22 protein-coding genes are annotated in these 22092 nt (G+C 73.5%); 10 read left to right on the top strand and 12 right to left on the bottom strand.

What is annotated here, in order from left to right:
• Nucleotides 1–101: 101 nt before the first annotated feature.
• Together MUE36_09295 and MUE36_09290 are read left to right on the top strand one after the other, a co-directional pair.
• Complete coding sequence (locus MUE36_09295) at nt 102–686, top strand: TetR/AcrR family transcriptional regulator (GenBank protein ID MCU0311127.1); 585 nt, start codon at nt 102–104, stop codon at nt 684–686.
• 106 nt (nt 687–792) lie between these two features.
• Entirely contained in the window at nt 793–2310 is a 1518-nt protein-coding gene (locus tag MUE36_09290) for a hypothetical protein (GenBank protein ID MCU0311126.1), read from the top strand.
• 63 nt (nt 2311–2373) lie between these two features.
• On the opposite strand, the gene MUE36_09285 is transcribed toward MUE36_09290, so the two are convergent.
• Nucleotides 2374–3999 (bottom strand): acyl-CoA synthetase, encoded by a 1626-nt coding sequence (locus tag MUE36_09285; GenBank protein ID MCU0311125.1) that lies wholly within the window; start codon nt 3997–3999, stop codon nt 2374–2376.
• A 148-nt stretch (nt 4000–4147) separates the two neighbouring features.
• On the opposite strand from MUE36_09285, the gene MUE36_09280 reads away from it, so the two are divergent.
• A complete protein-coding gene (locus tag MUE36_09280; GenBank protein MCU0311124.1) occupies nt 4148–5518 on the top strand; it encodes a hypothetical protein in 1371 nt (456 codons plus the stop codon).
• A 48-nt stretch (nt 5519–5566) separates the two neighbouring features.
• Here the strand turns inward: MUE36_09280 and MUE36_09275 are convergent, their stop codons facing one another.
• Complete coding sequence (locus MUE36_09275; protein ID MCU0311123.1) at nt 5567–5908, bottom strand: DUF1905 domain-containing protein; 342 nt, start codon at nt 5906–5908, stop codon at nt 5567–5569.
• 52 nt (nt 5909–5960) lie between these two features.
• A complete protein-coding gene (locus tag MUE36_09270) occupies nt 5961–6140 on the bottom strand; it encodes a hypothetical protein (GenBank protein MCU0311122.1) in 180 nt (59 codons plus the stop codon).
• 157 nt (nt 6141–6297) lie between these two features.
• On the opposite strand from MUE36_09270, the gene MUE36_09265 reads away from it, so the two are divergent.
• Nucleotides 6298–7107 (top strand): SDR family oxidoreductase, encoded by an 810-nt coding sequence (locus MUE36_09265; GenBank protein MCU0311121.1) that lies wholly within the window; start codon nt 6298–6300, stop codon nt 7105–7107.
• A 15-nt stretch (nt 7108–7122) separates the two neighbouring features.
• Here MUE36_09265 and MUE36_09260 read toward each other — a convergent pair whose 3' ends face one another.
• The 4 genes from MUE36_09260 to MUE36_09245 all read right to left on the bottom strand — a co-directional run bounded on the left by MUE36_09260 (nt 7123) and on the right by MUE36_09245 (nt 9778).
• Nucleotides 7123–7905: an RNA polymerase subunit sigma-70 gene (locus MUE36_09260; protein MCU0311120.1), complete on the bottom strand. Its 783-nt coding sequence runs from the start codon at nt 7903–7905 to the stop codon at nt 7123–7125.
• Nucleotides 7906–8049: 144 nt separating this feature from the next.
• Nucleotides 8050–8256 carry an STAS domain-containing protein gene (locus MUE36_09255; protein MCU0311119.1) on the bottom strand — a complete coding sequence of 69 codons (207 nt, stop codon included), beginning with the start codon at nt 8254–8256 and terminating at the stop codon, nt 8050–8052.
• A 33-nt stretch (nt 8257–8289) separates the two neighbouring features.
• On the bottom strand, nt 8290–9054 hold the full coding sequence (locus MUE36_09250; protein ID MCU0311118.1) for a VOC family protein: 765 nt from the start codon (nt 9052–9054) through the stop codon (nt 8290–8292).
• 61 nt (nt 9055–9115) lie between these two features.
• Nucleotides 9116–9778 (bottom strand): nitroreductase family protein, encoded by a 663-nt coding sequence (locus MUE36_09245; protein ID MCU0311117.1) that lies wholly within the window; start codon nt 9776–9778, stop codon nt 9116–9118.
• Nucleotides 9779–9908: 130 nt separating this feature from the next.
• Between MUE36_09245 and MUE36_09240 the strand changes: the two genes are divergently transcribed.
• The 3 genes from MUE36_09240 to MUE36_09230 are packed head-to-tail and all read left to right on the top strand — an operon-like array spanning nt 9909 to nt 13826.
• Complete coding sequence (locus MUE36_09240; GenBank protein ID MCU0311116.1) at nt 9909–11381, top strand: OB-fold domain-containing protein; 1473 nt, start codon at nt 9909–9911, stop codon at nt 11379–11381.
• Nucleotides 11378–12580 (top strand): acetyl-CoA acetyltransferase, encoded by a 1203-nt coding sequence (locus tag MUE36_09235; GenBank protein ID MCU0311115.1) that lies wholly within the window; start codon nt 11378–11380, stop codon nt 12578–12580. Before MUE36_09240 ends, MUE36_09235 begins: the two co-directional genes overlap by 4 nt.
• A complete protein-coding gene (locus tag MUE36_09230; protein MCU0311114.1) occupies nt 12573–13826 on the top strand; it encodes a cytochrome P450 in 1254 nt (417 codons plus the stop codon). The genes MUE36_09235 and MUE36_09230 overlap by 8 nt, the downstream gene beginning before the upstream one ends.
• Nucleotides 13827–13850: 24 nt before the next feature.
• Here the strand turns inward: MUE36_09230 and MUE36_09225 are convergent, their stop codons facing one another.
• Together MUE36_09225 and MUE36_09220 are read right to left on the bottom strand one after the other, a co-directional pair.
• On the bottom strand, nt 13851–14834 hold the full coding sequence (locus MUE36_09225; protein ID MCU0311113.1) for an NADPH:quinone oxidoreductase family protein: 984 nt from the start codon (nt 14832–14834) through the stop codon (nt 13851–13853).
• A 28-nt stretch (nt 14835–14862) separates the two neighbouring features.
• Nucleotides 14863–15711 carry a thioesterase family protein gene (locus MUE36_09220; GenBank protein ID MCU0311112.1) on the bottom strand — a complete coding sequence of 283 codons (849 nt, stop codon included), beginning with the start codon at nt 15709–15711 and terminating at the stop codon, nt 14863–14865.
• A gap of 155 nt (nt 15712–15866) precedes the next feature.
• Between MUE36_09220 and MUE36_09215 the strand changes: the two genes are divergently transcribed.
• The 3 genes from MUE36_09215 to MUE36_09205 all read left to right on the top strand — a co-directional run bounded on the left by MUE36_09215 (nt 15867) and on the right by MUE36_09205 (nt 19452).
• On the top strand, nt 15867–16649 hold the full coding sequence (locus tag MUE36_09215; GenBank protein MCU0311111.1) for a phytanoyl-CoA dioxygenase family protein: 783 nt from the start codon (nt 15867–15869) through the stop codon (nt 16647–16649).
• Nucleotides 16650–16715: 66 nt separating this feature from the next.
• Nucleotides 16716–18251 (top strand): AMP-binding protein, encoded by a 1536-nt coding sequence (locus tag MUE36_09210; GenBank protein MCU0311110.1) that lies wholly within the window; start codon nt 16716–16718, stop codon nt 18249–18251.
• Between the two features lie 40 nt (nt 18252–18291).
• Entirely contained in the window at nt 18292–19452 is a 1161-nt protein-coding gene (locus MUE36_09205; GenBank protein MCU0311109.1) for an acyl-CoA dehydrogenase family protein, read from the top strand.
• 32 nt (nt 19453–19484) lie between these two features.
• Here the strand turns inward: MUE36_09205 and MUE36_09200 are convergent, their stop codons facing one another.
• The 3 genes from MUE36_09200 to MUE36_09190 form a co-directional block, all read right to left on the bottom strand.
• On the bottom strand, nt 19485–21044 hold the full coding sequence (locus tag MUE36_09200; protein ID MCU0311108.1) for an acyl-CoA synthetase: 1560 nt from the start codon (nt 21042–21044) through the stop codon (nt 19485–19487).
• A 13-nt stretch (nt 21045–21057) separates the two neighbouring features.
• Nucleotides 21058–21825 (bottom strand): enoyl-CoA hydratase-related protein, encoded by a 768-nt coding sequence (locus MUE36_09195; protein MCU0311107.1) that lies wholly within the window; start codon nt 21823–21825, stop codon nt 21058–21060.
• A 21-nt stretch (nt 21826–21846) separates the two neighbouring features.
• Nucleotides 21847–22092: hypothetical protein (locus MUE36_09190; protein ID MCU0311106.1), on the bottom strand; the 246-nt coding region annotated here is incomplete at its 5' end.

Here is a 22092-nt window from a genome sequence, read left to right as displayed (position 1 = left end):
GTCTCCTCTCCTCGGTCGGGGACGTGACCGCGAGTTCCGGACAGTGACTCTAAACACTACAGCCCTGTAATGAAACCCCGCTCTCCGCTACCCTCCCTCCCGTGCCCGAACGCCCGCCCGGACGGCCCCGTGACCCGGCGATCGACAGCCGGGTCCTCGAGGTCACCCGTCGCCACCTCGCCGCCCACGGCTACGGCGCCATGTCGATGGTGGCGATCGCCGCCGAGGCCGGCACCACCCGCCAGGCCGTGTACCGCCGGTGGTCGTCGAAGGCCGACCTGGCCACCGCGGCCATCGCCGCCATGTCCGCCGCCGAGGCTCGACCACCCACCGACGACCCCTTCGCCGACCTCGTGCGGGAGCTCGATGCCTTCCGCCGGGGGGTGAGCCGCCCGGACGGCCTCTCGATGGTCGGGACGATGCTGCTCGACTCGACGGACCCGACCCTGGTCGCCCTCTACCGCGAGCGGGTCGTGGCACCGCGCCGGTCGCGCCTGCGGGGCATCCTCGAACGGGCCCGGGAGCAGGGCCTGCTCGACGCCGACGCCGACGTCGAGGTGGCGCTCACCGTGTTCACCGGGAGCTGGTACGCCAACGCCCTCGCAGGGCGACCCCCGACGCGGAACTGGTCCGAGCGCGTCGCGTCGCTCGTGTGGCGCGGCCTCGGCGGCACCGCGTCGGTCTGAGCGAAGGGGACGCGTCCCGCGTCGGGCGGCGGCCCGTCGCATAGCCTCGCCCGGGCGGGAGGGTCCCGCCGACGGTCGCAAGGGCGGCGACGGGGGAGCGATGCGAGTGGCCGGTCCAGGGGTGGAGGCGGGGCGGCGCCGGGGACGTGCGATCGGCGCGATCGGGCTCGTGGTGGCGATGCTCGTCGTCGCAGCCTGCTCGGGGCCGTCGGACGAGTCGGGCAGCGACGCGACCGCCGGCGCGACCGTCCCGACCGTCGCCCGACCGGACGGTCCCGTCGCCGACCTCTCCGAACAGATCACCGGACCGGGAGAGCCGTTCGTCGCCGAGGCGACCGAACCGGACCTGACCGGCTACGTGCAGGAGGAGTTCGTGGCGGCCGGGACGGCGACGGACTACGCCGCGCCGGACGGCCTCCCGGGCGACGGCGTGTGGTCGTTCGTGCCCGACACCACGGCCCCGTACCGGACCCGGATCGTCGTCCGCCGGCCCGCCGACCCGGCCGAGGCCAGTGGAACGGTGCTCGTCGAGTGGCTCAACGTGAGCGGCGGCGCCGACGCCAACCCCGACTGGGTGGTGCTGGCCGAGGAGATCACCCGTCGAGGCCACACCTGGGTCGGTGTCTCCGCCCAGCGCAGCGGCGTCGAGGGCGGACCCGTGCTGGTCTCCACCCCCGGCGCCGAGGGCATCACCGGCAAGGGCCTGAAGGCCCTCGACCCGGCCCGGTACGCCACCCTCGACCATCCCGGCGACGGCTACTCGTTCGACATCTACACCCAGGTGGCCCGGGCGCTGCGCGACGGCGGGGCGCCCACCGGCGGCGTGACCCCCGACGTGGTGCTCGCCGTCGGCGAGTCCCAGTCCGCGGTCGCCCTCACCACCTACCACAACGGGGTCCAGCCGCTCACCCGGGCCTTCGACGGCTTCTTCGTGCACAGCCGGGCGTTCGTGGCGCTGCCGCTCGCCGAGCCGGGCGCCTCGGTCGACCTGGCCGGCTCGCTCGGGGTGCCCGACCCCGTCCTGCTGCGCAGCGACCTCGAGGCACCGGTCATGGTCCTGCAGGCCGAGGGCGACGTGACGAGCGTCCTCGGATCGGTGGCTGTCCGCCAACCCGACACCGACACCTACCGGCTGTGGGAGGTCGCCGGCGGCGCCCACGCCGACACCCGACTGGTCGGCGACCGGGCCGACTCGCTGGGGTGCGCGGTGCCCATCAACGACAGTGCCACCCATGTCGTCGCCAAAGCTGCGCTGCGGGGCCTCGAGCACTGGGTCCGCACGGGTGAGCCGCCCCCCGCCGCCCCGCGCCTCGAGGTGACCGACGCGCCCGACATCGTCCGCGACGCCGACGGCATCGCCGTCGGCGGGGTGCGCACCCCGGTGGTCGACGTGCCCGTCGACGTACTGTCGGGCGAGTCGGCGCCCGACGCCTCGCTGCTCTGCCTGCTGATGGGCTCGACGCTCCCGCTCCCGCCGGAGCGCATCGCCGAGCTCCACCCGAGCCGGGCCGACTACGAGCGGCGCTTCGCCGAGGCGACCGACCGTGGCATCGACGCCGGGTTCGTGCTGCCCGAGGACCGCGCCCTGCTCCTCGACTACGCCCAGCCCGAGCGGGTCGGCTGACCGGCGCGACCCGGGGGAGCGGACGGTGGCGGTGAGGGCGACCGCTCCCGTGTCGGCGCGGTGTCAGGACGACGACTCGTCGTCCCGGGCCACGCCCTTGGCCCAGCGGTAGTCGGCCTTGCCCGAGGGTGAGCGCACCATCTCGTCGACGAAGTGCACCTCCCGGGGCAACTTGTAGCTGGCCAGCATCGCCTTCGCGTGGTCACGGAGCTCCTCGACGGTGGGTCGGGCGTCGCCTCGAGGGGCGATCACCGCGGCGACCCGTTCGCCCCAGCGCTCGTCGGGGACGCCCACCACCACCGCGTCGAACACGTCGGGGTGGCCCTTGAGCACCAGCTCGACCTCCTCGGGGAAGATCTTCTCCCCGCCGGAGTTGATCGACACCGAACCCCGCCCGAGCAGGGTGATGGAGCCGTCGGCTTCGGCCACCGCCATGTCGCCGGGGACGACCCAGCGCTCGCCGTTGATGGTCGGGAACGTCTCGGCGGTCTTGACCTCGTCCTTGTAGTACCCGAGAGGGATGTGGCCGCGGCGCACGAGCCGGCCCACCTGGCCGTCACCCGGGGTGGTGGGGTTGCCCTCGTCGTCGATGACCAGGGTGTGGTCGCCGAACATGAACTGGGGGCGGCCCTGGGCGTCCGAGCTGCTGCCGGTGCCCTGGAAACCCGTCTCGGACGCGCCGATGGCGTCGAAGATGATGATGTTCGGCAACAGCGTCGAGAGGTGCTGCTTGACCGACGGCGACAGGATCGCCCCGCCCGAGCTCACCAGGAACAGCGACGACAGGTCGATGTCGTCGGGGAGCGTCTCGAGGGCGTCGGCGAGGGGTCGGGCCTGGGCGTCGCCGACCAGGGACATCGTGACCGTGCCGGTCTCGGCGGCGATGCGCCACACCTCCACGGGGTCGAAGTGGTGAGCCCCGCTGAGGGCGAGGGTGTCGCCGCCGAGCGCGGCCACGATGCTCGTCCACTGCGCGGCGCCGTGCATGAGCGGGGCCACCGGGAACGACACCGACGGCGTCCGTTCGAGGGCCCGCTCGGGGACCTCCGACTCCTCGACGAGCGGGGGGGTCATCGTGGTCATCACCGGGCCGATGGTGGCCTTGAAGAAGTCCTCCTGCCGCCACATCACGCCCTTGGGCATGCCGGTCGTGCCGCCGGTGTAGAGCATGTAGAGCTCGTCGCCGGTGCGCTCGTCGAACCCCCGCTCCGGGGAGGCTGCGGCGAGGGCCTGCTCGTAGTCGACGGCGTCGCACACCGAGATGTCAGTTCCGGAGCCGTCGTCGAAGGCGAGGCACACCTTCAACAGCGGACAGCTGGCGCGCACGGCGGCGATGCGGGGCGAGAACTCGGCGCCGTGGACGAGGGCGGCGAGGTCGGCGTTGTCGAACAGGTAGCCGAGCTCGTTCTCCACGTAGCGGTAGTTGACGTTGATCGGGACCGCCCGCAGCTTCCAGCACGCCCACTGCGCCTCGACCCACTCCGGGGAGTTGAAGGCGTAGATCCCCACCTTGTCCCCGGCTCCGATCCCCCGGTCGCCGAGGGCATGGGCGAGGCGGTTGGCCCGCTCGTCGAGCTCGGCGTAGGTGCGCTGCACCGGTCCGCCGACGGCGTTGGGTACGACGAGGGCGGTCCGGTCGGGGATGACGTCGACCACCGACTCGAACAGGTTCGCCAGATTCCAGCCCATCGAAGCCTCCCGGCCGTTCCCGCGGCCACGTCGGTCGAGGCGATCCGGAATCGTCGGACCGCCGTTGTGGCCGGCAGCCTAGTGACGCTCGGGCCGGCGTGACCCGGCGGGCGCGACGACGAACTCGTCGCTCCCTAGGATCGTCGGGATGTCCGAACGAGCCCCCATCGGCGTGCCCGCCCAGCTGTGGGCGGTCGTGTCACTCGCTGCGGGAGCGGTGCTCGCGGTGCTCGCGATCGGCCTCGCCTGGCGACACGCGGTCTACGTCCTGCTGACGTTGCTCGGTCTGGCGGTCGCGGTGGCCGGCGCATGGTGGCTCATCACCGAGCGCATGCCCCGCCGGCTGCTGGGTGTCGTCGGCCTGGCCCTCGGCGGGGCGCTCGTGGTGGTGGTCGTCGGGCAGGCCAGCCCCGCGGGGGACGACCCGGTGCTGCGGCTGGTGCTGCTCGGTGTCCTGGTGGCTGCCGCGGTGGGCTCCGCGAGGGCGGCGTTGAGCAGCCACCTGCACGAGTTCGATCGGCGGAGGCCGAGATCGGTCGTCGTGCCCCGCCGACCGGTGCTGATCTGCAACCCCTGGTCGGGGGGCGGGAAGGTCGAGCGGTTCGGCCTCGTCGAACTGGCCGAGTCGATGGACGTCGAGGTCGTGATGCTCGACGCCGGGCTCGACCTCGAGCAGCTGGCCCGTGACGCCGTCGCCCGGGGCGCCGACTGCCTGGGCATGGCCGGTGGTGACGGCTCCCAGGCACTGGTGGCGTCGATCGCCGTCGAGCACGACCTCCCGTTCGTGGTGGTGTCCGCCGGCACCCGCAACCACCTCGCCCTCGACCTGGGCCTGAACCGGGAGGATCCGCGCGAAGGACTCCGCGCCTTCCGCGACGGGATCGAGCGCCGGATCGACTACGCCACCGTCGGCGATCGGCTCTTCGTCAACAACGTGTCGCTCGGTGTGTACGCCACGATCGTCCAGCACGACGGCTACCGCGAGGCCAAGGCCGAGACCGCACTCCAGCTGCTCCCGGACATGCTGGGCCGGACCGAGGCCCCGTTCGACCTGGAGTTCCGGGAACCGGACGGGAACGAGGTCGACGGCGCCTTCCTCGTCCAGGTGTCGAACAACCCCTACGTGCTCGGCCCGACCCCCGACGTCGCCCAGCGCCGTCGCGTCGACACCGGCGCCCTGGGGGTCGTCGCCGTCACCGCGTCGACGGGCGCCGAGGCCGCGTCGGTCGTCGCGATGTCGGCCCTGGGCCAGCGACGCCGCAGCCGCCACTGGCACGAGTTCACCTGCCGCGAGTTCGAGGTCCGCTCGAGGAGCGGGACCGTCGCCGCCGGCGTCGACGGCGAGGCCCTGGAGCTCGAGGCGCCACTGCGGTTCCGGATCCACCCCAGGGGTCTCCGGCTGCTCGTCCCCGAGGGCAACCTCACCGAGGCGGAGCGACGGCGGGCCAGGGACGTGTCGGTGCGCGACCTCCTCCGGATCGCTCGCGGGGCCGACCCGCTCGTCGCGAGCGCCCGCTGACCGGCGGGCCCGGTCCCGCTCGCCGGAGGGCCTGGTCGGGCTCGGCGCTCAGGCCGGGCGGCCGGGGTCGGACGTGACGTCGGTGCCCACCACCGTGAGGTGGACCGTCACCCGGTCGCCGTCGTCGATCCCCTCGGCGCGTCGAACCGCCTTCTTGACCGGCAGGATGAACGTGCCGCGCTTGGTGTCCGGGAAGACCGACGTGGACCACCGGGTCGACCCGATGCGCACGGCGACGCGCAACGAACCGAAGCCGTTGGTCTCGTGGCCGTGGCGCTCGTCGAGGTCATCGGCGAGCTCCTCGGGGAGGCTGACGAAGAACCACGCGGCGGGCCCGTCGTGCTCCCACAGCTCGGCGGTGAACTCGTGCTCCGGCTCGGATCGACCCATGGCCCCGGTGTAGCCCACCGGCGACGGGGTCGCACCCGGGAGCGGGCGCCGGTCAGGTGTCGGCGGCGGCCTTGGATCGGAACCACGACCGCTTGGCGCGCGGAGCCCGGGGGAGGTCGGCGCATCGGCAGCGGTCGGCGGGGGCGACGTCGGCGAGCACCTGCTCGACGTGGGCGCCGCAGCCCTTGAAGGTCGGTCGGTCACAGGATGGGCACGTGGCTCGTCTGCACATACCCCCCAGGGTATACAGGAGCGGGCCACGGCGCAACCACCCGGAACGGTCCGAGGAGCCGCGGGGCTCGCGTCGGCGGTGTCCCGGCGAGACCAGGGCAGCACCATCTACGGTTCGGTGCGGGACCGGGCGTCAGCCGGTCGAGGGGGAGCACGCCATGGGCATCGGACCATCCGACGTCGCGTTGACGGGCAGGGTCGCCGTCGTGACCGGAGGCGGGGCCGGCATCGGACGAGGCATCGCCGCCGGCCTGGCGGCGTTCGGCGCGTCGGTCGCCATCTGGGAGCGCGATGCCGACTCCTGCGCGTCCGCCGCCGAGGAGATCGGCGCCCTCGGCATCACCACGGACGTCCGCGAGAGCGGGGAGGTGGACGCCGCGCTGGCCCGCACGGTCGCCGACCTGGGCCCCGTCACCATCCTGGTCAACAACGCCGGCGGCGTGTTCGCCTCGCCCCTGCTCGACACGACCGAGAACGGCTGGGACGCCCTCTACCGGGCGAACCTGCGCCACGTGCTGTTGTGCACCCAGCGGGTGGCTCGGGGCCTGGTCGACGCGGGCCTCCCCGGCAGCGTGATCAACGTGACCTCGATCGAGGGGGTCCGCGCCGCCCCCCTCTACGCCGCCTACGCCGCGGCGAAGGCGGGCGTCATCAACTACACGAAGACCGCCGCGCTCGAGCTCGCCCCCCACGGCATCCGGGTGAACGCCCTGGCCCCGGACATCACCCTCACCGAGGGGATCCTCGGCCTGGCGCCCGCGGGGATGCAGGCGACGTTCGGCCACACGGTCCCGATGGGTCGGGCCGGCCACGTCGACGAGATGGCCGGGGCCGCCGTCTTCCTGGCCTCCGACCTCGCCAGCTACATCACCGGACAGACCATCCACGTCGACGGCGGCACCGACGCCGCCAGCGGCTGGTACCACCACCCCGACACCGGGGAGTACGTGCTCGGCCCCCCGCACTGACCGGGGCGCCGCCGATCAGGGAAGGTGCATCGGGAGGTCGAAGAGGGGGAACAACGTCGCCGTGTCGAGGAAGAAGTGGAGCTCCCCGATCGCGTCCCCGTCGAACTCGACGACCTGGAGCGCCCACGGCGAGTGCCCGCCGTCGGGGTCGACCCGGTACTGGCCGAAGGCGGGCCGGCCGTTGGCGCGGGTGGGCACCACGCGAGACCCCTCGCAGCCGATGCCTGCGCCGAGCATCCACGCCCCGATGTCGCCGGCGCCCTGCAGCCACATCTCGTAGGGCGGCATCGACTGGATGGCGTCGTGGCGGAGCAGCGCGACGAGCGCCTCGATGTCGTAGCGCTCGAACGCGTCGACGTAGCGTTCGAGGACCTCGTCGCGGACCGCGTCGTCGGTCGGGCGGAGCGGGGCGGTGTCGACGGTCGCCAGGGTTGACCGCGCCCGTTGGAGCGCGCTGTTGATCGCCGCGGTGGTGGTGTCGAGCAGCTCGGCCACCTCGGCGGCGGGCCACCGCAGCACCTCGCACAGGATCAACGCCGCCCGCTGGCGGGCGGGGAGGTGTTGCAGGGCGGTCACGAAGGCCAACCGGATCGACTCGCGGGCCTCGGCCACCTCGGCCGGATCGGCGTTGACCGGCAGGACCCGGTCGTCGGCCACGGGGGTCACCCAGAGGCTCTCGGGCCCCACGGCGTCGAGGTACCGAGGGTCGGGCGGTCGCGCCGGGCCGAGCTCCATCGGCCGGGCGCGGCGCTGCGGGCTCTTGTGCATGTCGAGGCACACGTTGGTGGCGCCCGCCACGCCCGCAGCATCGTCTCCTGGACGGCGTCCTCGGCCTCGGCGGCCGACCCCAGCATCCGGTAGCAGTAGCCGGTCAGCTCCCGGCGGTGCAGCTCGGCGGCGGCCGGATCGAGGCCGGTGCTCGTGGTCGTCATGGCGCCCATGCTACGAACCCGGGTCCGGGCTCGCCGGAGGACCGGCGAGGGCGGTCGTGGGCGGGTCGGCGAGCAGCACCCGGTCGAGCCCGGACAGCTCGAGGAGCTCGACCAGGTCGGCTCCGGCGTCGTGCACGACGAAGCGGCAGCCGAGGGTCTGCGCGGCGCGTTGGAGGTGGCACAGCAGATCCACGTGGGAGAGATCCGGTCGGGTCATCGGCGTGGCCGGAGGCGTCGGCGGGGCGCGTCGTCAACCGGACACGACCCGGAAGCGGACCCCGGTCGGGTCGGCGGCCTCGGCGAGGCGCCCGTACGGGGTGTCGGCGGCCGGGGCCTCGACGGTGCCGCCGAGCCCGGGGATCCGAATCAGCGCGGCGTCGACGTCGGTGACGCGGAAGTAGATCGCCCATCGGGCCGGCGAACCAGGGGGCAGGTCGGAGCGGTCCATGATCCCGGCCAGCGTCTCGCCGTCCCACTCCGCCCCGGTGTAGCGGAAGTCGTCGGTGTCGCTCATGGTGGTCGTCGTCCATCCGACGGCGTCGCGGTAGAAGGCGATCGCCTCGGCGTAGGCCGGCGTGTGGAGCTCGAAGTGCGACGGGGTGCCCGGCTCGTCGAAGGTGCGGAAGCCTTCGTGCTCGCCGGGCTCCCAGAACCCGACGCCGCCTGCGGCGGGATGGTCGATCACGACCATCGTCCCGAGCTCGCCGACGCGCTGGGGACCGGCGCTGACGGTCGCACCATGCGCCGTCACGGCCTGCACGGTGGCGGCGGCGTCGCTCGTGGCGAGGTAGACGGACCACGCGTCGGGCGCCCCCCAGCTGGGGTCGTTGGCCATCATCCCGGCCACCCACTCGCCGTCGTGGCGGAAGTTGGTGTAGCCGCCGAACTCGGGGTTCGGTTCGTCGGCGGTCCAGCCGAGGAGGTCGCCGTAGAAGGCCACGGCGGCGTCGACGTCGGAGGTGAACAGGTCGATCCAGCAGGGCGCCCCGGTGGGGGCGTGGTCTCGGGCGGTCATCGGGGCCTCCGGGGTCGGACGGTCGGGTGTCGGTGATGGAGACGACGGTCCGGGCCCGAACTCATCGGTCGCCGGTCCCCGGAGGTGCCTCGCCCCAGCGGTTCCACGACGTGACGGACTCGACGGGCGGGCGGGCGGCGGGGTGGAAGTCGCCGCCGGTGGTGTGGGCCACCGGGAACAGCGCCACCTGGGTGACGTGGTCGGGGATGCCCAGCAGCTCCGCGGCCTCCTGCTCGCGGAAGAGGTGCAGGGTCGTCCACACCGACCCGAGGCCGCGGGAGCGCAACGCCAACAGGAAGCTCCACGCCGCGGGGAGGATCGAGCCGTAGGCCGAGGCGGCGATCGGGTTGGCCGCCCCGTCGAAGCGACGTTCGATGCACGGGATCACGTGGACCGGGACGCGGTGCAGGGTCTCGGTGAGCGCCAGCGCGCTCTCGTACACCCGCCGGGTCTGGGGATCGGTCTCGGTCTCGGCGGCCCGGGCGAGGTAGTCGGCCCCGCTGGCGCGGTAGAGGTCGGCCAGCGCGGCGCGCCGATCGGGATCGGTGACCACCACCCATCGCCAGTTGCGGTCGTTGCTCGCCGTGGGGGCCTGGGTGGCGATGCGCAGGCAGTCGAGGAGCACCGCCGGGTCGACGGGCCGGTCGAGGTCGAGTCGGCGGCGCACCGCCCGGGTGGTGGTGAGCAGGTGGTCGGTGGCCTCGGTGTCCATCTCGATCTCCATGCGGCGAGCCTGCCCGGGGCGGCCGATCGGGGCAACCACTAGATTCGTGACGCCGCTGTTCGAACCGCTGACCGCCGCTGTCGCGAGTCCCGCGGACGGGCGCGTGGCGAGGCCGTAGAACGGAGGGTACGTGACCATCGGGATCGTGTCGTGGGGGGTGTACCTCCCGTACTGGCGTCTCCGGCGCTCCGCCATCGGCGAGGCGCTCGGCGGGCCGGCCGGTCGGGGCACCCGGCGGGTCGCCTCCTACGACGAGGACACCACGACGATGGGCGTCGAGGCCGCCCGCCGGGCGCTCGCCTCCGTCGACGGGGCCCGGATCGGTGACCTCGTGTTCTCCACGCCCGCCCCGGCCTACCTCGACAAGAGCAACGCCGCCGCGGTGCACGCCGCCCTCGCCCTCGACGACGCGGTCGGCAGCTACGACGCCGTCGGTTCGGTGCGGGCCGCGGTCGGGGCGTGGCGCAGCGCCGAGGCGCTCGCCGGGGACGACCTCACCCTCGCCGTGCTGTCGGACCTGCGCAGCGGGCCGGCCGGGGGCCCCGACGAGCGCGACGCCGGCGACGGTGCCGTGGCGCTGGTGTTCGGCGACGACCGCTCCCGCTCGGTGGCGGCCACCGTCGTCGGTCGGGGGCGGGCCAGCGCCGAGTTCCTGGATCGTTGGCGCTTGCCCGGCGAGGACGACTCCCGCACCTGGGAGGACCGCTTCGGCCAGGAGGTCTACGGCCCGCTCGTCGAGGCGGCCTTCGCCGACGCCGTCAAGCAGGCCGGCGTGGTCCCCGAGGCGGTGGACCACCTGGTGGTGGCCGGTCTGAACGCCCGGGCGGTGGCGGCGGCGCGCACGTCGCTCGGCGTGCGGGCCGAGGCGGTGGTGCCCGATCGGGCGGTCACCGCCGGCAACCTCGGGGCGGCCCAGGCGGGGTTCCTGCTCGCCGACGTGCTCGACCGGGCCCGGCCCGGCGAGGTGGTCGTCGTGGTCGTCGTCGCCGACGGCGCCGACGCGGTGGTGCTCGAGATCGCCGACGGCATCGACGAGATCCGAGCGGCACGCACGCGCTCGGGCCTGCGCACCGTCGACGAGCTCGTCGGTCTCGGCCGCGACGACCTCCCCTACGCCCGCTTCCTGACCTGGCGGGGCCGGCTGCGCCGCGAACCGGCCCGGCGCCCCGACCCGGAGCGGCCGGGGGCCCCCGCCACCTGGCGGTCGGGGCCGTGGAAGAACCGCTTCGCGGCCAGCCGGTGCGAGGCGTGCGGGTTCCGGCACCTGCCGCCCACGCGGGTGTGCCTGGCGTGCCACGCCGTCGACCGGATGCGCCTCGAGCGACTCGCCGACACGCCGGGGAGGGTGGCGACGTTCACCATCGACCACCTCGCCTACTCCCTGTCACCGCCCGTCGTCGGCGCCGTCGTCGACTTCGAGGGCGGTGGGCGGTACCGCTGCGAGATGACCGACGTCGACCCCGATGCAGTGGCGATCGGGATCCCCGTGGAGATGGTCTTCCGTCGGCTCCACACCGCCCAGGGCGTGCACAACTACTTCTGGAAGGCCCGTCCGGTCGACACCGGGCCGGCCGCCGCCGACGACGAGGGGAGCGGGCGATGACGAGTCACGGCATCCGTGATCGAGTGGCGATCGTGGGGATGGGGTGCACCCCGTTCGGGGAGCGGTGGGACAAGGGCGTCGACGACCTGCTCACCGACGCCGCCGTCGAGGCGCTCGCCTCGGCCGGCGTCGGGCTCGACGAGGTCGACGCGTTCTGGCTCGGCACGATGGGTTCGGGGGTGTCGGGGGTGACCCTGTCCAAGCCCCTCAAGATCGACTACAAGCCGGTCTCCCGGCTCGAGAACTTCTGCGCCACCGGCTCCGAGGCGTTCCGCAACGCCTGCTACGCGGTGGCCTCCGGGGCCTACGACCTGGCCATGGCGATCGGTGTCGAGAAGCTGAAGGACACCGGCTACTCGGGACTGACCGGGGTGCGCCCCGTGGGCGACGGCACCGACGCCGCCCTGTCCTCCCCGGCCGCCTTCTCGTTCCTCGCCCCCGCCTACGCCCAGAAGTACGGCGTCGACCCGGCGGAGATGAAGGAGGTGATGACCCGCATCGCGTGGAAGAACCACCGCAACGGTGCGCTCAACCCCCGGGCCCAGTTCCGCAAGGAGGTCTCGATGGAGACCATCGCCCGGTCGCCGCTGGTGGCCGGCCAGCTGGGGGTGTTCGACTGCAGCGGGGTGAGCGACGGTTCGGCGGCCGCGATCCTGTGCCGCGCCGAGGACGCCCACCGCTACACCGACCACCCGCTGTACGTGAAGGCCCTCAGCTTCGTGGCCGGGCCCGGTGGGGGAGCGATCGACCCCGACTACGACTACACCACCTTCCCCGAGGTCGTGCGCTCGGCCGAGGACGCCTACCGCCAGGCGGGGGTGACCGACCCGCGCGCCCAGCTCGCGATGGCCGAGGTGCACGACTGCTTCACCCCCACCGAGTTGGTCCTCATGGAGGACCTCGGGTTCTCCGAGCGGGGGACGGGGTGGAAGGACGTGCTCGCCGGCTCGTTCGACCGCGACGGCGACCTGCCCGTCAACCCCGACGGCGGGCTGAAGAGCTTCGGGCACCCGATCGGGGCGTCCGGGCTGCGGATGCTGTTCGAGTGCTGGCTCCAGCTCCGCGGTGAGGCCCCCCCGGAGCGCCAGGTCGCCACGGTGGCCGCCGGCCGGTCGCTCGGTCTCACCCACAACCTCGGCGGGGCGCCCGGTGAGTGCGTGAGCTTCGTGTCCGTCGTCGGGACCGAGCGCGATGGCTGAGCGCTCCGAAGCCGGCGGGACCGACGGGACCGGTCGGGGCTCGGGCGTCGAGCCCGTCGAGTTCGATCCGTTCTCCGACGTCTTCTTCGACGACCCGCTCGAGATGTACGCCCGTCTCCGCGACGAGGCGCCGGTGTACCACAGCGAGCGCTACGGGTTCTACGCCCTGTCGAGGTTCGACGACGTGTGCGAGGCGCACCGCGACTGGCCCACCTTCTCGAGTGCCTTCGGCACCGACCTCAACTTCCTCACGCAGCACTCCCGCGAGGCCGTCCCGCCGATGATCCTGTTCATGGATCCTCCCGAGCACGACCGGCTGCGGGCTCTCGTGAGCCGGGTGTTCACCCCGCGGGCCATGACCGAGCTCGGGCCCATGATCGCCGAGGTGATCGCCGGGTTCGCCGAGGCGCTCGACGGGCGGGACGCCTTCGACGCCGTGGCCGAGTTCTCGGCGTTGTTCCCCGTGGAGATCATCTCGCGCATGCTCGGCGTCCCGGCCGGGGACCGACAGATGATCCGGGAGTCCCTCGACCTGTCGCTGCACCGCGAGCCAGGTGAGATGCGCCCCTCGGCGGAGGGCACCGCGGCGGCGATCGCCATGGGCACCTACTTCTACGAGCTCACCGTCGAGAAGCGGCGCCATCCCGGCGACGACATGATCAGCCGACTCACGACGGTTGAGGTCGAACGGGGCGACGGCTCCGCGACCGGCCTCGACGACGTCGAGATCGCCGGGTTCGCCAGCCTCCTCGGAGGGGCGGGGGCCGAGACGGTCACCAAGTTGGTCGGCAACGCCGTCGTGCTCTTCGCCCGCAACCCCGAGCAGTGGACCAAGGTCCTCGACGACACGGATCGCATCCCGGCGGCGGTGGAGGAGATCCTGCGCTACCACCCGCCGTCGCAGTACCAGGGGCGCTACACGCTGGTCGACACCGAGCGGCACGGGGTCACCATCCCGGCCGGAGAGCCGGTGCTCCTGGTGACCGGGGCCGCCACCCACGATCCGCGGGCCTACGACGAACCGGACCGCTTCGACATCGACCGTCCGCCCAGCTTGTCGCTGGGGTTCGGCTACGGCATCCACAGCTGCCTCGGGGCGGCGCTGGCCCGCACCGAGTCCCGCCTGGCCATCGCCGAGATCGCTCGGCGCTGGCCCCGCCACGAGGTCGACGAGGACGGGCTGCGCCGCGTGCACATGTCGAACGTGGCGGGTTACTCGAACGTGCCGGTCCTCGTCACCGGGTGAGCGGCCGCAGGTCGGGCGTCCGGGTCAGCCGGTCGTGTCCGGGACGATCAGCAGCTTCCCCGTCGCGGTCCGACCGGCGAGGGCGCGCAGCGCGTCGGCGGCCTCGGTGAGCGGGTAGCGCCCGCCGATGTGGGGCGCCACGACGCCTCGGGCCAACAGGTCCTCGAGGGCGTCGGTGCCCGCGGCCACCAGGTCGGGCCGGTGCGTGGCGAACCCGCCGAACTCGAAGGCCGCGACGGTGACGCCCTTCAACAGGACCAGGTTGAGGGGGATGGCGGGGATCTCACCGGACGCGAAGCCGACGCACACGAACCGTCCGCCCCAGCGCATGGCCCGCAGCAGCGGTTCGGAGAGCGCGCCGCCCACGGGGTCGACGACGACGTCGGCGCCCCCATCGGTGGCGGCGCGCACCGCCGCCTTGGGGTCCTCGATCGTGTGGTCGACCACCGCCGCCGCGCCCCGGGCCCGGCACAGCTCGGCCTTCTCGGCCCCACCCACGACGGCGACCACCTCCGCCCCGGCGGCGCGGGCCAGGTCGATCGTCGCCAGCCCCACACCGCCGGCTGCCCCGAGCACCGCCACCCGGTCGCCGGGGGCCACGCCGGCCACCGAGTGCAGGGCGTGGTAGGCGGTGGCGTAGGTGACGCCGAACGCGGCGGCCGTCTCGGTGGGCACGCCCGCGGGCACCCGCCGGAGCGCGGCGCGGGGGAGCACGGCCTGCTCGGCGAAGGCGCCGACCGCCGTGGTCCCGTAGACGAGGTCGCCCGGTCGCAGGTCGTCGACGCCCTCGCCGACGGCGAGCACCGCCCCGGCCAGCTCGCTGCCGGGGGTGAAGGGGGCCGGCACCGACATCTGGTAGCGGTCGGCGACGATCAGGACGTCCGGGAAGTTCGCTGCCGCGGCGTGGACCGTGACGACCACCTCGCCCGGCCCGGCGGTCGGGTCGGGGAGCTCGACGACCTCGAGGTCCTCGGGCGGCCCGTGGTGGACGCAGCGCAGGGCGCGCATCAGAGTGCGGCGGGGACGGGCACCCCGGTCAGTACTTGACGGCGACGTCGTTGGCGGGGTCCCAGTTGGGGTTCGCCCGCAGCAGGCTCTCCTGCACGTAGGACGCCACCATCCGACCGTCCTCGGTGAACACCTCGGCCCGCCCGTAGGCGCGACCCCGCCCGGTGTAGGTGCTCTCGTGGGCGAGCAGGTGCCACTCCGACGCCCGCACCGGTTCGTGGAAGGTGAGCGTGTGGGTCAGCACGCTGGTCGACACCGCCCGGTGGGCCATGGCCTGGCCGATGCCCTCGTGGGGACGCATGGCGGTGGCGATGAGGAACCCGTCGGTGGCGTAGGCCAGCAGCGCCTGGCCGATCACGCCGTCGTCGGGTGCTCCCGCGGCCCGGGTCCACACGTCGAGCCGGGCGGGGCCGACGAGCGTCGGGTCCATGATGTCGACGCCGCCGACGGTGCGGATCTCCCACCAGCCCTCGCCGTGCGCCGAGGCGGGCGAGGCCTCGGGGCCGTCGACGTCGGGCATGGGGTCGGCGTGGCGCACGAGGTCGGCCTCCTCGATGCTGGTCAGCACGAGCGATCGGCTGACGGTGCGCTCCCCCTGGGAGACCGTCACCGTGGAGCTGCCGATCGCCCGCCCGTCGTTGAGCGCCTCGACGGCGATCTCGAGGTCGGCGTCGAGTCGGCCCCCGCGGGCGAAGACCGTGTGGAGCGAGCGCACGTCCTTGCCGCCCGCGGAGCGGCTGGCGGCCATGATCACCTGGGCGAGGATCTGCCCGCCGAACACCACCTGCCCCGGCGAGTCCATGTTCCGGGCCCGGTAGCGGTCGTCGCCGACCACCTCGAGGTCGAGGGCCGCCAGCGCGTCGTCGATGGCGGCCATCAGACGACCCCGGCCCGTCGGCGGGGTGCGCCCCCGTGTGGTTGCCGGTGTGCCATGTCGTCCCCCTCGTGGCGATGCGTTCCCGGTCCCGGGTCGGGACCCCGGCCGGTCGACTGCCGGTGCCGGCCGGCCCGTGACGTGCGAGACTAACAGGCGTGTCAGTTTCCACCGCCGAGGTCGACGAGGCCGTCCTGGCCCACTTCGCCGAGCACGGTTGGGCGGTGCTCCCCGACGTGCTCGGACCCGACGAGGTGGCCGCGGCGCGTGCCGCGCTGGAGCGGGCCGCCGACGCCTCGGAGGCCAAGGGCGTACCGACCCGGATGGAGTTCCTCGACCCCGGCGGGCGCAACATCCGGGTCTACGACCTCCTCGAGCACGACCCGGTCTTCGTCGACCTCGTCGTGCACCCGGCGGTCCTGCCCCTCGTGGCGGCGGTCCTGCACGGCGACGTGGCGGTGTCGAACTTCACGGCCAACACGGCCCTGCCCGGGAGCCGGTCGATGAACCCCCACAACGACCAGTCGACCGTCATGCCCGAGCCGTGGACCACGTGCTACGCCCTCAACGCCATCTGGTGCCTCGACGACACCGACGAGGGAAACGGCGCCACCCGCTACCTGCCGGGCAGCCATCGCTACACCTGCTTCGCCGAGGTCCCCGACGACCCGACCGACGGGATGCGGTCGTTCGAGGCCCGGGCGGGATCGGTGATCCTCATGGACGGGCGCATCTGGCACACCAGCGGGGCGAACACCTCGACCGACCGTGAGCGAGCGCTGCTGTTCGCGTTCTACACCCGGTCGTTCCTGCGCCACCAGACCAACTGGAACCGGTCGCTCTCCCGCGAGACCCGGCGTTCCCTCACGCCGGAGCTGCGCGAGATGCTGGGCCTGGGGGCCGGCAACATGGCCCTCGGCGCCTACCTGGCCGACCTCTGACGGCGTGGGCCGCACGGTTCGCCCCGGCCGGTCCGACGGCGTCGTCCCCCGGGGGCGGCGCTGACGATGCGCGCCACCCGACGGGAGGGACATGCCGCCCGCTATCGCCGCCCGGGCGGGCCGTGGGACGTCGGGACCCTCGACGCCCTCACCCGGGCCGGCCGGAGCGGGGGCCTGTCGGTGGTCGACGGCGCCGAGCGTCTCGATGCCCCCGCGCTCGACCTCCGGGTCGCGTCGCTGGCCGGCGGGCTGCGCCGCCTCGGGGTCCGCCGCGGCGCGGTCGTCGCCTGGCAGCTCCCCAACTGGTGGGAGACGGTCGTGCTCTACCGGGCGTGCTGGCGGTTGGGCGCAGTGGCCGCCCCCCTGCACCACCAGGCGGGCGGCGACGAGGTGGCGCGTATGGTCGAGGTGCTCCGCCCGGCGGTCACGTTCTCCGGCCCCGGCCTCCCCCTCGCCGAGGTCACGCCTTCGACACCGGTGCGCGGCGCCGGCTCCCGGTCGGGTCTCGCCGGTCTCCCCGCCGGTCCGCCCGTCGATGTCTCACCGGCGCGGGGGGCCGACGTCGCCCTCGTGCTGTTCACCTCCGGGTCGACCGGCGAGCCCAAGGGCGTGCTGCACACACACCGCGGCCTGGCCGCCAAGATGGTCCAGATGGTGGGGGTCCACGGACTCGGCCCCCGGGACGTGAGCCTCATGCCGTTGCCGATGGCCCACGTGTCGGGTCTGCTCAACGGCCTGCTCGTCCCGGCGGCGGCGGGGATGACGACCGTCCTCATGGAGCGCTGGGACCCGTCGGTCGGGCTGGCCCGGATCGAGGGCGAGGGGGTGAGCTTCATGGTGGGACCGCCCACCCTGTTCGACGGGCTGATGGCCACCGACGGCTTCACCCCGGAGCGGGTCGGGTCGCTCCGGCTCCTCTCCACCGGCGCCATGGGTGTGTCGACGGCGTTCGTCACCGAGGCCTCAGCGCGCCTCGGGGCGCGGGTGAAACGCACCTACGGCGCCACCGAGATCCCCACCATCACCACCAGCGAGGCCGACGACCCGCTCGACAAGGGCCGGGACACCGACGGTCACGCCCTGGGCGACGGCGTGGTGCGCACGGTCGACCCGGCCACGGGCCGTGACGTCGACCCGGGCGCGGTGGGCGAGGTCTGGTTCCGGGGGCCAGAGATGTTCGCCGGCTATCTGGATGTCGAGGCGACCCGCAGGGCGGTGACCCGGGGGTGGTTCCGCACCGGCGACCTCGGCCGGCTCGACGAGGGTTGGCTGCGGATCGTGGGGCGCCTCAAGGACGTGATCATCCGTGGCGGCGAGAACATCTCGCCGGCCGAGGTCGAACGGGTCCTCGTCGAGCACCCGTCGGTGCGCCAGGCGGTGGTGGTCGGCTACCCCGACGACCGGGTGGGGGAGCGGGTGGCGGCGTTCGTGGTGAGCGACGACGACTTCGACCTCGGCTCGTGCCGGGAGTGGTTCGCCGACCGGCGGGTGGCCCGATTCAAGGTTCCCGAGCGGGTCGTCCGCCTGCCGAGCATCCCCCTGCTGCCGGCCGGCAAGCCCGACCTGGCCCGACTCCGCCGCCAGGCGGTGGCATCCTCGTGACCCGGGCCGTCCCGCCCGAGGCCGCCCCCGGGGAGGACCGGTGGACCTGACGCTGAGCGATGCCGAGCTGGCCTTCCGCGATGAGGCGCGGGCCTGGCTCGACGCCAACGTCGAGCCCACGCCCACCTTCGACTCCTTCGACGAGGAGTTCGAGTGGGAGCGGCGCTGGCAGGCCCGACTGGCCCGCGACCGGTGGGTCGGCATCCACTGGCCCCGCGCCTACGGCGGCCGAGACGCCACCCCGGTGGAGGTGGCGATCTTCAACATGGAGTACGCCCGGTCGAAGGCTCCCCAGCCCGTGAACCGCACCGGGGTCAACCTCACCGGGCCCACCCTGCTGGCCCACGGAAGCGACGAGCAGAAGGCCCGGTGGCTCCCCGGGATCCTGAACGCCGACGAGATCTGGTGCCAGCTCTTCAGCGAGCCGGGGGCGGGGTCGGACCTGGCCGGGCTCACCACCCGGGCCACCGACGTCGGCGACGGCTGGGTGGTCGACGGCCAGAAGGTCTGGACGAGCTACGCCCAGCACTCCCGGTGGGGCATCGCCCTCGTCCGCACCAACCCCGACGCGCCCCGCCACCGCGGCATCTCCTACCTGGTGATCGACATGCACGCGCCGGGCATCGACGTGCGGCCGCTGGTCACGATGACCACCGAGGCCGAGTTCAACGAGGTGTTCCTCGACTCGGTCTTCGTGCCCCGCGACCACCTGGTGGGCGCCCTCGACGGGGGGTGGGCGGTCGCCAACACCACCCTCGCCCACGAGCGGGGCACCACGTTCCCGTTCAAGGAACAGGTCGTGCACGAGGTGTACCTCGACGAGCTCGTGGCGCTCGCCGACGCCAACGGCACCCTCGACGACCCGTTGGTGGCCGACCGGTTGGTCGACGCCTACGTGCACCTGCGGGTGCTGCGGCTGCACAACTGGCGGACGATGACCCGCCTCGCCGCCGGCGAGGAGCCCGGGCCCGAGTCGAGCGTCGCCAAGCTGGCCTGGACCGACATGACCCTGCTGTTGTCCGACGTCGCCCTCGACGTGGTCGGCCCGGCCTCGCCGCTGTGGGGGGCGGCCGGCGACAACCCTGCCGCCGGGCGGTGGCAGCGGCAGTGGCTGTGGAGCAAGGCGTCCTCGATCGCCGGGGGGACCTCGGAGGTGCAGCGCACGATCGTCGGCGAGCGGATGCTCGGCCTGCCCCGCTGAGCGGCGCCACCGGACCGCACCGCGCCGGCCGTTCAGACGATGCGGCTGGTGCGCCCCTCCCACCACGGATCGCGCAGGCGCCGCTTGAAGAGCTTCCCGCTCGGGTCGCGGGGCATCGCCTCGGTGGCCTCGATCGACCGGGGGCACTTGTAGGACGCCAGGCGCTCCCGACACCAGGCCAGCAGCTCGGCCTCGGGAACCGGTGTCGCCGGGTCGGCGAGCTGCACGACGGCGTGGACCGCCTCGCCCATCTCGTCGTCGGGGATGCCGAACACGGCCACGTCGACCACGGCCGGGTGCAGGGCCAGGACGTCCTCGGCCTCGCGGGGATAGATGTTCACCCCTCCCGACACGATCATGTCGGCCGACCGGTCGGTGAGGTACAGGTAGCCGTCGGCGTCGACGTAGCCGACGTCGCCGAGGGTGCGCCACCCGTGCTCGTTGGTCATGGCGGCCGTCTTGTCCGGGTCGTTGTGGTACTCGAAGTCACGACCCCCGGCCGCGAACCAGATGGTGCCGGCCTCGCCGACGCCCAGCTCCCGGCCGTCGGCGTCGAGCACGTGCAGCTCGGCGTTGGGTCGGCCGACGGAGCCGGGATGGGCCAACCACTCGTCGGGACCGATGAAGCTGCCCCCGATGTCCTCGGTGCCGGCGTAGTACTCGTAGAGGATCGGCCCCCACCACTGCATCATCGCCTGCTTCACGGCCACCGGGCACGGGGCGGCGGCGTGGAGCACCATCCGCAACGACGACACGTCGGCGCCGGCGCGGACGTCGTCGGGAAGGCGCAGCAGCCGCGTGAACATGGTCGGCACGAACTGGGCGTGGGTGACCCGGTGACGCTCGATGGCGTCGAGGCAGGCGGCGGCGTCGAAGGCCTCCATCACGACCGCGGTGGCCCCGGAGCGGTGGCAGCCCATCGTGTAGACGAGCGGGGCGGCGTGGTAGAGCGGCGCCGGGGTCAGGTAGACGGCGTCGTCGCCGAGGGCGAGGGCGATGCCCTCGGCGATGGCCACCGCGGGGGACGCCGGGTCGCCGGGGGCGACCGGCACCAGCGGCTTGTTCACGCCCTTCGGACGCCCGGTGGTGCCCGACGAGTAGAGCATCTCGCGACCCTCGGCCTCGTCGGCGATCGGTCCCGGCGGCGCACTCGCCAATGCCCGGGCGTAGTCGACGAACCCGTCGAGCCCCGGACCGCCGGGCGGCTCCACCACGATGCGCAGACCGACGCGGGACAGGTCGAGGCCGGCGACGACGTCGGCGAGGTCGGCCGACACGACGAAGGCGGTGGCCTCGCAGTCGTCGAGGATGTGTTGCACCTCGTCGGCGCGCAGGTGGCTGTTGAGCGCCGTGTAGCGCAGGCCGGCCCGCTGTGCCGCCCACGCCACCTCGAGGAACGCCGAGCTGTTGCGCATCATCAGCGCGACGTGCCCGCCGATGCCCAGACCGGCGTCGCGCAGCACGTGGGCCATCCGGCTCGACCGGTCGTCGAGCTCCGCGTACGAGGTGATCTCGCCCGATCCGGCCATGATCACGGCCGGGCGGTCGGGGTGCAGGGCGACCTGGTGCTGCAGGCTGCGTTCGAACGCCACGGCCGCCCCCGTCTCAGCGCCCGGTGAAGGCGGCCGGTCGCTTCTCCATGAAGGCGGCGGCGCCTTCGCGGGCGTCGTCGCTCTGGAACACCCTGCTCATCTCCTCGGGCGTCGCCCTCCCCGCGTCGGGGCCCCTGGTGACCGCGTCACGCATCAGCTTCTTCGTGAGCTGCACGCCGAGGGGCCCGTTGGCGGCGATCTCGTCGGCCAGGGCCCGCGCCGCGGCCATGAGCCCGTCGAGGGCGACCACCTCGTTGACCAGGCCGATCTCCGCGGCCTTGGGGGCCAGGATGAGCCGACCGGTCAGCCCCATCTCCAACGCCAGCGCGAGGGGGATGCGGGTGGAGAGCATGGTGCCGCCGCCCGCCGCGTACAGGCCCCGCTTCACCTCGGGGAGCCCGAAGCGGGCATGGTCGGCGGCCACGGCGAGGTCGCAGGCCATGACGAGCTCCAGCCCGCCGCCGACGGCAGCGCCGTTGACCGCCGCCACGAGGGGCTTCGGGTAGTCGCCGGACATGAACATCCCGAAGGCCTCGGCCCCCGGGCGCGGTCCGTCGGAGCCGGCGTTCACCTCGCCGAGCGAGCTGAGGTCCATGCCGGCGCAGAAGTGGCGCTCGCCGGCGCCGGTCAACACCACCGCCCGGGCGTCGTCGTCGTCGAGGATCTCGGCGAGGGCGACCCCGAGCTCGTCCATGATGGCCGGGTTGAGCGAGTTGGCCGCCTCCGGACGATTGAGGGTGAGCACCTCGGTGTGGCCGTGGCGTTCGCGGGTGACGAGCATGGGATCTCCAGGGGGTGGGGGTCAGTAGGGTTCGACGAAGACCTCGTCGCCGAGGTCGGCCAGGCCCGAGAACAGCTCGGTCGGGGGTCGACCGGTGTGGGGCCGTTCGGCACGGCTGGGCATGATGCCCTCCCGGTCGCGCAGCGCCGCCATCGACTCGCGGTGCCCCGAGTACCCGGGTGGTTGCCGCAGCATCCAGAGGATCCCCTCGGCGGCCACGGCGAGGTCGCAGGCCATGACGAGCTCCAGCCCGCCGCCGACGGCAGC

The organism is Acidimicrobiales bacterium, assembly GCA_025455885.1.
Taxonomy (GTDB): Bacteria; Actinomycetota; Acidimicrobiia; order Acidimicrobiales; family Acidimicrobilacustridaceae; genus Rhabdothermincola_A.
The sequence above is the reverse complement of the archived record's forward strand: the minus strand, read 5'-3'. Positions and strand labels throughout refer to the sequence as shown.

Coding starts and splice junctions, on each gene's coding strand:
- MUE36_09285 (MCU0311125.1), bottom strand. CDS start 3,999: ATGGGCTGGAATCTGGCGAACCTGTTCGAGTCGGTGGTCGACGTCATC.
- MUE36_09280 (MCU0311124.1), top strand. CDS start 4,148: ATGTCCGAACGAGCCCCCATCGGCGTGCCCGCCCAGCTGTGGGCGGTC.
- MUE36_09275 (MCU0311123.1), bottom strand. CDS start 5,908: ATGGGTCGATCCGAGCCGGAGCACGAGTTCACCGCCGAGCTGTGGGAG.
- MUE36_09270 (MCU0311122.1), bottom strand. CDS start 6,140: ATGTGCAGACGAGCCACGTGCCCATCCTGTGACCGACCGACCTTCAAG.
- MUE36_09265 (MCU0311121.1), top strand. CDS start 6,298: ATGGGCATCGGACCATCCGACGTCGCGTTGACGGGCAGGGTCGCCGTC.
- MUE36_09255 (MCU0311119.1), bottom strand. CDS start 8,256: ATGACCCGACCGGATCTCTCCCACGTGGATCTGCTGTGCCACCTCCAA.
- MUE36_09250 (MCU0311118.1), bottom strand. CDS start 9,054: ATGACCGCCCGAGACCACGCCCCCACCGGGGCGCCCTGCTGGATCGAC.
- MUE36_09245 (MCU0311117.1), bottom strand. CDS start 9,778: ATGGAGATCGAGATGGACACCGAGGCCACCGACCACCTGCTCACCACC.
- MUE36_09235 (MCU0311115.1), top strand. CDS start 11,378: ATGACGAGTCACGGCATCCGTGATCGAGTGGCGATCGTGGGGATGGGG.
- MUE36_09230 (MCU0311114.1), top strand. CDS start 12,573: ATGGCTGAGCGCTCCGAAGCCGGCGGGACCGACGGGACCGGTCGGGGC.
- MUE36_09225 (MCU0311113.1), bottom strand. CDS start 14,834: ATGCGCGCCCTGCGCTGCGTCCACCACGGGCCGCCCGAGGACCTCGAG.
- MUE36_09220 (MCU0311112.1), bottom strand. CDS start 15,711: ATGGCCGCCATCGACGACGCGCTGGCGGCCCTCGACCTCGAGGTGGTC.
- MUE36_09210 (MCU0311110.1), top strand. CDS start 16,716: ATGCGCGCCACCCGACGGGAGGGACATGCCGCCCGCTATCGCCGCCCG.
- MUE36_09195 (MCU0311107.1), bottom strand. CDS start 21,825: ATGCTCGTCACCCGCGAACGCCACGGCCACACCGAGGTGCTCACCCTC.